Below are 11,513 nucleotides of genomic sequence, written 5' to 3' on the forward strand. Positions count from 1 at the left end.
CGTGAAATCGGGCTTTCTGTAGGAGCGAGCTTGCTCGCGAAAAACCTGAGGACGCCGCGTTCATCCAGAATGCCAGCGTCATCGTTAACGACCTTCGCGAGCAAGCTCGCTCCTACAGTGGAATCAATTAACCGCGGGCGCTGCGCCAAGCATTAATCAGCTGTTCAAATATGCCCTGGGCTTGTTGAATCAACCCCTCATCGTCAATCTCCCCCGCCAGCCAGGCACGGCTTGGCTCCTGGAAGATCGTGCGACCCACGGCGAAACCGCGGCAGGTCTGGCTCTGGCTGGCTTGCTGGAAGCCATCGGCCAGGCATTCGGCGGAAGCGTTCAGGCCCAGCAGTACCACGCCCCGGCAGTAGGGATCGCGTTCCTGGATCAGTTCGTCGAGCTTTTTCCAGTCTGCGGCCGACTGCGCCTCGATCTTCCACCACGCTGGGTAGATACCCAGGTTGTACAGGCGCTTGAGGCTGCGGTAGAGCACGTCGGGATAGGTGGACGGATGATCCTTGGGCGGCACGATTTCCAGCAGCAACTCATGCCCGCTGACCAGGGACGCTTGATACAGGGCCTTGAGTTGAGCTTCCTGTTCCAGGCGCAGCAGCGGCTCGTCGTCGGGGTGGAATTGCACCAGGCACTTGATGATTTGCTCTTGGGGCCAGGCAATCAGGTTGCTGCCCACCGAGCGGCCGTGTTCAAAGGCCAGCGGTCGTGAGTTCTGGACTTCAACGGGACGGGCGATCCACCAGCCGCGACCGCTGGCGGCGTTCAGCGCGTCCTGGCCAAAGCGTTGATCGGCCAGAATCCCGACGTCAGCCTCGATGCCCTGCTCCACCAGTTTGCTTTCAACCCGTTCCACGGCCTGGATAAACAGTTGCTTGAGGGCGCTGATGCGCGCCGGGTCCTGGCCGCCTTTTTGGGCCAGTTCCACCAACTGCCAGCGATGATCGAAGGCAAACACAAACAGCTGCTTCCAGGCTTTGCGCGGCACGCTGACCCGGTGCAGGCGTTGCAGCACCGCGTCCTGGTCTGGACGGGTAATCGGCACCGGGCTGTTGAACAGGTAATCGAGTTCGGCGCGGGTCGGCATCGCCGGTGCGCAGGCATGGCGCGACACCACCAGGCCGCCGCAGGCATTGGCCAGCTGGGAGCAGCGCTCGTCGCTGGCGTCTTCAAGCCAGCCACTGAGGAAGCCGGACATAAAGGCATCACCGGCGCCCAGGACGTTGAGCACTTCCACCCGTACGCCAGGGTAGATCGCGCCATCTTCGAGGCGGGCCGGGATGTCGCCGTGGATCACCGTGCAGCCCTGCGGGCCAAGCTTGACCACCAGGGTTGCGCAAGTCAGGCCACGCACCGTGCGCAGTGCAGTGAGCAAATCTTCACTGCCACCGGCAATCAGGAATTCTTCTTCGGTGCCGACGATCAGGTCAAAACGCGGGAGGATTTTTTGCACATGCTGGCTGACATTCTGGTCGGCGACAAAACGGGTCTCACCGTCGGCCTTACCGGCCAGGCCCCAGAGTACCGGGCGGTAGTCGATGTCGAGCACGCGTTTGACGTTGTGTTTCTCGGCGTAGTCCAGGGCCTGGACGCTGGCCTTGTACACGCCGTCGGTGGAGAAGTGCGTGCCGGTGATCAGCAGCGCCTTGCTGGAAGCGATGAACGCTTCGCTGATGTCTTCCGCGCGCAGGGCCATGTCGGCGCAGTTCTCGCGATAGAACACCAGGGGGAAGGTTTCGCGGTCCTTGAGGCCCAGCAGCACCAGGGCGGTGAGGCGTTCCGGGTCGACCTTGATGCCGCTGACATCGCAACCTTCACGGGCCAGGGACTCCAGCAGGAAACGCCCCATATGGTCGTCCCCTACCCGGCTCAACATCGCCGACTTGAGCCCCAGCCGCGCGGTGCCGAACGCGATGTTGGCGGAGGAACCGCCGAGGTACTTGGCGAAGCTTGAGACATCCTCCAGCCGTGCACCCACTTGTTGTGCGTAAAGGTCGACGCCCAGGCGTCCCAGGCAAATCAGATCCAATTGACGCCCACTGGCAAAACGAGTCTGGCCCATGCTGGCTCCTGTTATTTTTATCAGCCTGCGTGTGCCGTCGTGGTGGCGGCATACGCTCTTGGTGCAAGCAGACTAGAACGTCTGGCGACGCCAATCAATATTTATTCTATAAATATTTTTTGTGGAATATATTTTCCAATAAGCCACCATTGGCGTGTTCCAGCCACGGTGCATCGTTTCAGCTGCACCGAGGGCCAGGATGCCGAGGTATTTTTTTGCGCCTACCCTGTAGACTTGCGCACATCGACTTATTGTCTGGGGCGACTCAACGCGCCCTATAAGAACAAGCCAGAAGGATTCCCTATGTCCCAGAGCGCCCCGGAAGACGCACTCGCCAGCCCGCCGCTGAACGCCGAGCGGTTGTTGCAGCTGATCACCGATGAGTACGAGAGCCTGCCGCGCCAGCTCAAGCGCATCGCCAGCTACATGAGCCAGCAGAGCGACCGGATCATGGTCGACCGCATCAGCGACATTGCCCGGGAATGCGAAGTGCACCCGTCGGCCATCGTGCGGTTTTCCCAGCGTTTCGGGTTCAGTGGCTTCAGTGAGATGCAGGCGTTGTTCCGCGAGGCCTACACCCACAAGACCACGCCGGTGCAGAACTACCAGCAGCGCATCCGCAGCATGATCGCCAACAAGTCACAGAAAGCCAGCGGCGGCGATCTGGCGCGTGAGTGCGTGAATGCCACGCTGTCGGGGATCGAACGCCTGGGGCTGGAACTGGATGACGTGGCCTTCGACAAGGCCGTGGACCTGGTGGTGAATGCCGACAATATCTACGTGGTGGGCGTGCGCCGCTCGTTCGCCGTGGCGGATTACCTGGTGTACAACCTGCAGCACACCAACAAGCGCATTCACCTGGTGTCGGGGTTGGGCGGCAGCTACCGCGAGCAGATGCGCAGCGTACGGGCGAATGACCTGGTGATTGCCATCAGCTTTACGCCCTACGGCAAGGAAACCCAGCACTGCCTGCGGATTGCCCAGCACCATCAGGCCAAGACGCTGATTATCACCGACAGCAACCTGTCGCCCCTGGCCAAGCGGGCGAGCACGGTGTTGCTGGTGAATGAAGGCTCGTCGTTTGCGTTCAGGTCACTGAGCGCGACGCTGTGCCTGTGCCAGGCATTGTTTATTGCCGTGGCGTATCGGCTGGAATTGAAGGTCGATGAGATACATGAGCAGGTGGGATTCGACGACTGACGGCGATCATGTAGGAGCTGGCTTGCCTGCGATGGCGGTGGATCAGTGCCAGATGTACAGGCTGACACACCGTCATCGCTGGCAAGCCAGCTCCTACATTTAGCGCAGTGCCCGGCGCAGCACCTTGCCCACCGTCGTCTTGGGCAACTCTTGCGTACGAAACTCCACGAACCGCGGCACCTTGTACCCCGTCAAATATTCCCGGCAATGCGCCAGAATCTGCTCCTGGGTCAAGCTTTGGTCCTTGCGCACCACGATGATTTTCACCCGCTCGCCGGTCACCCCATCCTCCACCCCGATCGCCGCCACTTCCGCCACGCCGGGATGCAGCGCCACCACGTCTTCGATCTCGTTGGGGTACACGTTAAACCCGGACACCAGGATCATGTCTTTCTTGCGGTCCACCAGGCGGATGAAGCCCTGCTCATTCATCACCCCGATATCGCCGGTGGACAGCCACCCTTCGGCATCCAGCACCTCGGCCGTTTCCGTCGGGCGCTTCCAGTAACCCTGCATCACCTGCGGCCCGCGTACTTGGAGTTCGCCCTGCTCGCCCAGCTCCGCCAGTTCACCATCTTCACGAACAAACCGCACCCAGGTCGACGGCAGCGGCACGCCGATGCTGCCGGTGAATTCCATCTCGCGCATGCGTGAGATGTCGATGGGGCTGATGCTCACTACCGGCGAGCACTCGGTGAGGCCGTAGCCTTCGATGATCGGCAAGCCGGTGACTTCCTTCCAGCGCTTGGCCACGGCGGTGTGGGTGGCCATGCCGCCGGCAATCACCATGCGCAAATCGGAAAAGTCCCGGGCGCAGAACTCCTTGTTTTCCAGCAGGCCATTGAACAGCGTGTTCACCCCGGCAATCCCGTTGAAACGCTCCTTGCGCAGGATCATCTGCACCCGTTTCACGTCCCGCGGGTTGGCGATCAGGATGTTGCGCCCGCCCAGGCACATGAACATCAGGCAGTTCACCGTCAGGGAAAAGATGTGGTAGAGCGGCAGCAGCGTGACGTTGGTTTCCTGCTGGTTCTGGTCGAGTTGATCACCGACCCACGCCTTGGCCTGCAACAGGTTGGCGATAATATTGCGATGGCTGAGCATCACGCCCTTGGCATCGCCGGTGGTGCCGCCGGTGTATTGCAGGAAGGCCAGGTCTTCGCGATTCATCGGCACCGCGAGATGGGTCTGCCCGCGTCCCTGCTTCAGCACCTTGTTGAAGCGCACCGCCCCCGGCAGGTTGAAGCGCGGAACCTGCTTCTGCACGCTGCGCAGGATGAAGTTCATCGCCGCGCCCTTGAAGGTGCCAAGCAAATCGCCGATGGCGGCAATCACCACACGTTTGACGGTGCTGGCCGCGACCACCTTCTCTAAGGTGTGGGCGAAGTTTTCGAAGATCACAAGGGTCTCCGCTCCGCTGTCCTTGAGCAAATGCTGCAGCTCCCGGGCGGTGTAGAGCGGGTTGACGTTGACCACCACGGCGCCCGCGAGGATCGTGCCCAGCAGGCAGATCGGGTATTGCAAGCAGTTGGGCATCATCAGCGCCACTCGATCGCCCTTCTTCACGCCCTGGGCTTGCAGCCACGCGGCAAAGGCGATGCCCTGTACTTCCCAGTCGGCGTAGGTCATCTCGGTGCCGATGCTGACGTAGGCCACGCGCTCGCGAAATTTGTGCAGGTGTTCCAGGAACACCTCGCGCAACGACGGGTATTCCTCGATGCCTGCATCAATGTCTGCCGGTACGCCGGGCAGGTAAGCGTTCAACCAGAGGCGTTCGGTCTGTTCCAGGCTTACAGCGTTCATGGCAGTCTCCTTGTTGTTTTTATGGTGGGAACTACTTTTCGACGATAGCGGTAATGCCCAGCCCGCCCGCCGCGCAGATCGAAATCAAGCCTCGGCCGCCGCCCCGCTGGTGAATAGCCTTGGCCAGTGCTGCGAGCTGCCGGCCGCCAGTGGCAGCGAACGGGTGACCGCAGCCGAGGGAGCCGCCGTTGACGTTCATTTTGGCGCGGTCGATGCTGCCCAGCGGCGCGTCGAGGCCCAGGCGGTCGCGGCAGTAGTCCGGGTCTTCCCAGGCCTTGAGGGTGCACAGCACCTGGGCGGCGAAGGCTTCATGGATCTCGAACAGGTCGAAGTCGGCAAACGTCAGGCCTTCGCGCTTGAGCATGCGTGGCACGGCGTAGGCCGGGGCCATCAGCAGGCCTTCGGTGCCGTCGACGAAATTCACCGCTGCGGTTTCGCCGGTTCTCAAATAGGCCAAAACCGGCAAGCCGCGTTCGGCGGCCCATTCCTCGCTGGCCAGCAACACCACTGAGGCGCCATCGGTCAGGGGCGTGGAGTTGCCGGCGGTGAGTGTGCCGTTCTGGCGGTCGTAGGCCGGGGACAGGCCGGCGAGTTTCTCCAGGCTGGTGTCGGCCCGCAGGTTGTTGTCCCGGGCCAGGCCGCGATACGGGCTGATCAAATCATCGAAGAAACCCTGCTTGTACGCCGCGTCCAGCCGCTGGTGGCTGGTGAGCGTCAGTTCGTCCTGGGCCAGGCGCTTGATCTGCCAACGCTTGGCCATTTCTTCACAGTGTTCACCCATGGACAGGCCAGTGCGCGGCTCGCCATTGCGTGGCAACAGCGGCTTGAAGAACATCGACGGGCGCACGCTCATCAGTGCCTTCAACTTGGCGCCGGTACCCTTGGCGCGGTTGGCTGAAAGCAACGTGCGGCGCAGGGACTCGTTGATGCCGATGGGCGCATCGGACGTCGTGTCGGAACCACCGGCAATGCCCACTTCGATCTGCCCAAGGGCGATCTTGTTCGCCACCAGCAACGCGGCCTCCAGGCCGGTGCCACAGGCTTGTTGCAGGTCGTACGCCGGGGTTTCCGGAGACAGCGTGGTGGACAGCAGGCTTTCCCGGGCCAGGTTGAAATCCCGGGAATGCTTGATCACCGCACCGGCGGCAAACTCGCCCAGGCGCAGGCCGTGAAGGTTGTAGCGATCCACCAGGCCTTGCAGGGCAGCGACCAGCAAATCCTGGTTGCTGTCATGGGCATACACGGTATTGGAACGAGCGAACGGAATACGGTTGCCGCCGATAATCGCCACGCGGCGGGTCGGGGCCGGGTTGAAGCTGTAGTCACTCATCGAGGGTTCTCATTCCAGATAAACAGCCCACGCATATGGGGTTTGTCACCGGCGAAATTGCGCACTTCAAACTCACGACGCGCGCCGGTTGGCGGGACGTTCCACAAGGCGACCTGGCCGGGCAGGAAGATCGGCAACTTGAAGTCGCAGTGGGCTTCGGCCTGCTCCAGTCCACCCGGAGGTTGCTGGGCGGCCAGTGCGCGGCCAAGGGTCCACATGCCGTGGGCGATGGCCCGGCGAAAGCCGAAGAGTTTGGCGCCGATCACCGAGGTATGAATCGGATTGAAATCCCCCGAGACCTTGGCGAAACGCCGCCCGAGATCGGCCGGCAGCACCCAACGTTGGGTGCGCAGCAAACCTTCCTCTTGCAACGGCAGCACGTCGTTCCACGGTTCGCCGACCGGGTCTTTTACGTCACGGCGCAGGTACAGGCTGTCGCTCTCCCACACCAGGGTACCCGCACTGTAGGCGCGGGTGGCGATGCTAAGGGCCTGGCCCTTGGGATGGGCGACCCAGCGCTCGCAATACACCTCCAGCCGCAGGGCCTGGCCCGCGTCCAGGCGTTGATGCTGACGGATGCGATTGGCCAAATGCACCATGCCGCTGGCCGGGTACGGGAAGCTCGGCCGGGTCAGCAGCATCAGGTGCAGCGGGAACGCCAGCACATGGGGATAGGACAGCGGCACGCCTTGCTCACGGCGGAAACCGCAGGCCCGACCGTAGGCCGCAATCCCCTGGGCAGACAGCTCAACGGCCGACCGTACCAAGCGGTCTTTCGGTAACGTCGGCGTACCTTCCACCTTGGGTTTGCGCAGGGCCAATACCCCGTCCAGCAACAGCCGCGAGCGTGATGGCGGCGGGTCAATAATCTGCGTTACATAGTCCATAGGTCAGGCTCCCAACAGGCTTTGGCCGCAGACCCGCACCACCTGGCCATTGACCCCGCCGGAAGCCGGATGCGCCAGCCAGGCAATGGTTTCTGCCACGTCGATGGGTTGCCCGCCCTGAGACATGGAATTCATCCGCCGCCCCGCTTCGCGAATCATCAGCGGGATCTTCGCGGTCATCTGGGTTTCGATAAAACCGGGAGCCACCGCATTCACGGTCACTTGCTGCGCCGCCGCCTGAGGTGCCAGACCTTGCACCAGACCGATCACACCGGCTTTGGACGTGGCGTAGTTGCTTTGCCCGAGGTTGCCCGCAATGCCGGAAATCGACGAGACACACACGATCCGCCCACCGGGGTTCAGGCCCTGGTTTTCCAGCAATGCGGTACTCAGGTGCAGCGGCGCTTCCAGGTTCACCGCCAGTACGCTGCGCCACGCCGCTTCGGTCATCTTGGCGATGGTCTTGTCGCGGGTGATCCCGGCGTTGTGCACCACCACGTCGAATGCGCCGTGTTGGCTTATATGGGCTTGCAGTTGCTGCGCGGCGTCGGTGGCGGTGATGTCCAGCGCCAGTGCGCTGCCACCGACACTGCTGGCCGCCTGTTGCAGGGATTCCTGGGCCTGGGGCACATCCACGCAGACCACCTGCGCGCCGTCACGGGCCAGCACCTGGGCGATTGCCAGGCCAATGCCACGGGACGCGCCGGTGACCAAGGCACGGCGGCCGCTGAGAGGTTTGTCCCAGTTGATGTCGGCTTGGGTGTCGACTGGTTTCTCAAGGCGCACCACCTGCCCCGAGACATAGGCCGAGCGCCGCGACAGGAAGAACCGCAGGCTGCTTTCCAGCGCGCCTTCGGCACCCGGGGCGACGTAGATCAACTGCACGGTGATTGCCCGGCGCAGCTCCTTGGCCAGTGAGCGCACCAGGCCTTCGAGGGCGCGTTGGGCGATGGCCTGGGGCAAGTCCTTGCACAACTCCGGCGCGGTACCGAGCACCACCACTCGGGCGTGTTGGCCCAGGCGCTTGGCATTGGCGTGGAAGAATGCGTAGAGCTCGTCCAGTTGCTTGAGGTCGGCGATGTCGCTGGCGTCGAACACCGCGCCCTGGACTTTGACCGTAGAGGGCGCCTTGAGGGTCGCGGCGGTGGCGGGCACCGTGTCGGTGGCGCTGAAGATGCGCTGGATCTCAGCAGTCAGGCGCCCTGCCCCGGCGACGATCACCGGGTTGGCCAGGCCGTGTTGGCCGCTGCGATGGCGTTGCAATGCCAGGGGTTGCGGCAGGCCCGCGGTTCGGGCCAGCCAGCGGCCCCAAGGCGAATTGACGAACGAGAGGTAGCTGTCACTCATAAAAGGATCCTGTCGTAATTCTCTGTAGGAGCGAGCTTGCTCGCGAAAAACCGAAGAGCGCCGTTGGGTGTCAGGTTTCCCGCGTTATCGTTAACGACCTTCGCGAGCAAGCTCGCTCCTACAGTGGGTCAGTTGACCGGCGCGTTTTCGCTTTGGTTGGCGCGGCGTTTGGCGGTCGGTTTGGCGGCCTGTTCCAGTGCCTGTTGGCGCTGTTGCAAGGCTTCCAGCAAGCCGAAGTCCTGCGGAAAATCGTCCACCTGGATCGCGTGATCGCCGTATTCCACATAGCGCGCCAGCAAGCTGTCTTCGTCGTCGCTGATCAGGTCCAGCGCCCGTGCCTTGACTCGCCACGGCGTAAACGCCACACCGGAAATCGGCATCGGTTCGATCAGGCCTTGCTTGATCGCACCCTTGAGCCGCGCCTCGATCAGTTCCACTTGTGGCAACAGACGGAAGCCCAGTTCGCCATACGCGAGCTTGTCGATTTCCGGACGCGGAATGTAGGAATTGCCCAGCAAGCGGTCGCGGGTTTCCCCCGGCACTTGCACCAGCTCCGCCACTTGCGCCAGCAGGCGATCCGACGGTTTGCGCAGGGGAATGCCAAACGGGAAGGTCAAGCCACGCACCACCGCCGCTGCGGCTTTCGACGGATAGTTGTCGAGCACTTCAGCCAGGGCTTCATGGGCACGCAGCAACGCGTCCTGGGCCGCCCAATGCACCAGCGGCAAATCTGCCTGGGGCCGGCCATCATCTTCAAAGCGCTTGAGCACGCAGGACAGGATGTACAGCTGGGACAGAATGTCTCCCAGCCGCCCGGTGATACTTTCCTTGCGCTTGAGGGCACCGCCCAGCACGCCCATGGAAATGTCCGAGATCAACGCCAGTACCACCGACAACCGATTGGCCTGGCGGTAGTAGGACGCCAGCGCGGGATCGGTTTTGCCGGGCACGGAAATCAACCGCCCGCCCGTCAGCGAATGCACCGCTGCACGTACGGTATTGGCCAGCACAAAGCTCAGATGCCCGAACATCGCGCTGTCGAAATCCACCAGGGCCTTGCGCCGGTCGGTGTTGCGCGCCGCTTCCATCTCGCGGAACACATAGGGATGGCAACGAATCAGGCCCTGGCCGTAGATGATCAGGCAGCGGGTCATTATGTTCGCGCCTTCCACCGTGATGGCGATGGGGCTTTGCTGGTAAGCCCGGGCGAGAAAGTTGTTGGGCCCCATGCAGATGCCCTTGCCGGCCACAATGTCCATGCCGTCGTTGACGATGATCCGCGCCCGCTCGGTGACATGGTATTTGGCGATGGCCGAGATCACCGAAGGCTTTTCACCGGCATCCAGTGACGCCACCGAGACCTTGCGCACTGCGTCGCAGGCATACAGATGCCCGGCCATGCGTGCCAGGGGCGCTTGCACGCCTTCGAACTTGCCGATAGGCAGGCCAAATTGTTTGCGCATCGCCGCATAAGCGGTGGTACCGCGTACGGCCACCTTGCCCAGGCCGACGTTGGCCGACGGCAGCGAAATCGCCCGGCCAGCCGCCAGGCATTCCATCAACATGCGCCAGCCATTGCCGACTTGTTCGCGGCCACCGATTACCCATTCCAGCGGAATAAATACATCCTTGCCGGTGGTTGGGCCGTTCTGGAACACGGCGTTGAGTGGCCAGTGACGCCGGCCGCTGTTCACGCCCGGATGGGTGGTCGGGATCAACGCACAGGTGATGCCCAGGGAGCCGGGCTGGCCGAGCAAACCCTCAGGATCTTCAGCACGAAATGCCAGGCCGAGCACGGTGGCGATTGGGCCGAGGGTGATGTAGCGCTTGTCCCAGGTCACGCGGAAACCCAGCACTTCCTCACCTTCGTGCAGGCCTTTGCAGACGATGCCCAGGTCTGGAATTGCCCCGGCGTCAGAGCCGGCATACGGGCTGGTCAGGGCGAAACACGGGATGTCTTCGCCACGGGCCAGGCGTGGCAGGTAATAGTTGCGCTGGGCGTCGGTGCCGTAGTGCAGCAGCAGTTCTGCCGGGCCCAGGGAGTTGGGCACCATCACCGAAATCGCCGCCGCCGAGCAACGGGTCGAGAGCTTCATTACCACTTGCGAATGCGCATAGTGGGAGAAGCCTTTGCCGCCGTATTGCTTGGGAATGATCATGCCGAGGAAGCCGGCATCCTTGGTGTACTGCCAGCCTTCGGGGGACATGTCTTGCCAGACCTGGGTGGTTTCCCAGTCGTTGGACATGTCGCACAGGGTCTCCACTTCGTTGTCGAGAAAGGCCTGTTCTTCAGCGCTGAGGCTGGCCGGTGCGGCTTGCAGCAGGCGCTCCCAGCGCGGTTTGCCGCTGAACAGCTCGGCGTCCCACCACACGGTGCCGGATTCGATAGCAGCGCGCTCGGTGTCGGACATCGCCGGCATGATGCTGCGGAAACGGCCCAGGGCCTTGCTGGTCAACAGCGCGCGGCGCAGGGGTTTGATCGTCAGTAGCAACGCGGGCAATACCACCAGCAACGCCACCACGCTGGCGCCGAAACCGGCCACCACGCTGAACAGGTAACCGACCACCAGCCAGACCAGGCCGGCACCCAGCCAGAAGGTGGCAGCGGCTTGTCGATATGCCAGGGCAATCGCTGCTGCGAGTCCCGCCAATAACCAGATAACCATGGGGATACCTCTACTCAATTCAGGGTACGGCAAACGCCCGGGCAGATCGGAATGACCTGTGACGTAAAGCCACACTACAAACTTGAAAAGATAAATTCAAATTTTGTTTTGAAATTTTTATTTAATGCTTGGACGAAAAAATAGCGGCTGAACAAAGTCAGCCTTGCAGGTTAAGCGCAAGGAATCGAAATCGGACGACAGCGTGGAGCCGGGCA

Annotated in this window: 7 protein-coding genes and 1 pseudogene; 1 reads left to right on the plus strand and 7 read right to left on the minus strand. The window is 62.3% G+C overall.

Translation table 11 applies throughout. The annotated features are described in order from the left end of the window. Window positions 1-127: 127 nt before the first annotated feature. Entirely contained in the window at window positions 128-2,065 is a 1,938-nt protein-coding gene (gene iolC, locus HBJ59_RS13680; protein WP_167663856.1) for a 5-dehydro-2-deoxygluconokinase, read from the minus strand. 303 nt (window positions 2,066-2,368) lie between these two features. Between iolC and HBJ59_RS13685 the strand changes: the two genes are divergently transcribed. Beyond that, entirely contained in the window at window positions 2,369-3,265 is an 897-nt protein-coding gene (locus HBJ59_RS13685; RefSeq protein WP_076016234.1) for a MurR/RpiR family transcriptional regulator, read from the plus strand. Window positions 3,266-3,364: 99 nt separating this feature from the next. On the opposite strand, the gene HBJ59_RS13690 is transcribed toward HBJ59_RS13685, so the two are convergent. The 6 genes and pseudogenes from HBJ59_RS13690 to HBJ59_RS13710 form a co-directional block, all read right to left on the minus strand. After that, window positions 3,365-5,068: an AMP-binding protein gene (locus HBJ59_RS13690; RefSeq protein ID WP_167663857.1), complete on the minus strand. Its 1,704-nt coding sequence runs from the start codon at window positions 5,066-5,068 to the stop codon at window positions 3,365-3,367. A 31-nt stretch (window positions 5,069-5,099) separates the two neighbouring features. After that, window positions 5,100-6,398 carry an acetyl-CoA C-acetyltransferase gene (locus HBJ59_RS13695; RefSeq protein ID WP_167663858.1) on the minus strand — a complete coding sequence of 433 codons (1,299 nt, stop codon included), beginning with the start codon at window positions 6,396-6,398 and terminating at the stop codon, window positions 5,100-5,102. Then, window positions 6,395-7,285 carry a MaoC/PaaZ C-terminal domain-containing protein gene (locus HBJ59_RS13700; RefSeq protein WP_167663859.1) on the minus strand — a complete coding sequence of 297 codons (891 nt, stop codon included), beginning with the start codon at window positions 7,283-7,285 and terminating at the stop codon, window positions 6,395-6,397. The genes HBJ59_RS13695 and HBJ59_RS13700 overlap by 4 nt, the downstream gene beginning before the upstream one ends. A gap of 3 nt (window positions 7,286-7,288) precedes the next feature. After that, window positions 7,289-8,632 (minus strand): 3-oxoacyl-ACP reductase, encoded by a 1,344-nt coding sequence (locus HBJ59_RS13705; RefSeq protein ID WP_167663860.1) that lies wholly within the window; start codon window positions 8,630-8,632, stop codon window positions 7,289-7,291. 23 nt (window positions 8,633-8,655) lie between these two features. Further along, window positions 8,656-8,742, minus strand: a pseudogene (locus tag HBJ59_RS31865) (outer membrane lipoprotein carrier protein LolA); the annotation flags it as partial. A gap of 18 nt (window positions 8,743-8,760) precedes the next feature. Continuing rightward, complete coding sequence (locus HBJ59_RS13710) at window positions 8,761-11,298, minus strand: acyl-CoA dehydrogenase (protein ID WP_167663861.1); 2,538 nt, start codon at window positions 11,296-11,298, stop codon at window positions 8,761-8,763. Window positions 11,299-11,513: the final 215 nt, after the last annotated feature.

The organism is Pseudomonas sp. AN3A02 (assembly GCF_011765255.1).
Lineage (GTDB): Bacteria > Pseudomonadota > Gammaproteobacteria > Pseudomonadales > Pseudomonadaceae > Aquipseudomonas.

Coding starts and splice junctions, on each gene's coding strand:
- iolC (WP_167663856.1), bottom strand. CDS start 2,065: ATGGGCCAGACTCGTTTTGCCAGTGGGCGTCAATTGGATCTGATTTGC.
- HBJ59_RS13700 (WP_167663859.1), bottom strand. CDS start 7,285: ATGGACTATGTAACGCAGATTATTGACCCGCCGCCATCACGCTCGCGG.
- HBJ59_RS13710 (WP_167663861.1), bottom strand. CDS start 11,298: ATGGTTATCTGGTTATTGGCGGGACTCGCAGCAGCGATTGCCCTGGCA.
- HBJ59_RS13690 (WP_167663857.1), bottom strand. CDS start 5,068: ATGAACGCTGTAAGCCTGGAACAGACCGAACGCCTCTGGTTGAACGCT.
- HBJ59_RS13695 (WP_167663858.1), bottom strand. CDS start 6,398: ATGAGTGACTACAGCTTCAACCCGGCCCCGACCCGCCGCGTGGCGATT.
- HBJ59_RS13705 (WP_167663860.1), bottom strand. CDS start 8,632: ATGAGTGACAGCTACCTCTCGTTCGTCAATTCGCCTTGGGGCCGCTGG.
- HBJ59_RS13685 (WP_076016234.1), top strand. CDS start 2,369: ATGTCCCAGAGCGCCCCGGAAGACGCACTCGCCAGCCCGCCGCTGAAC.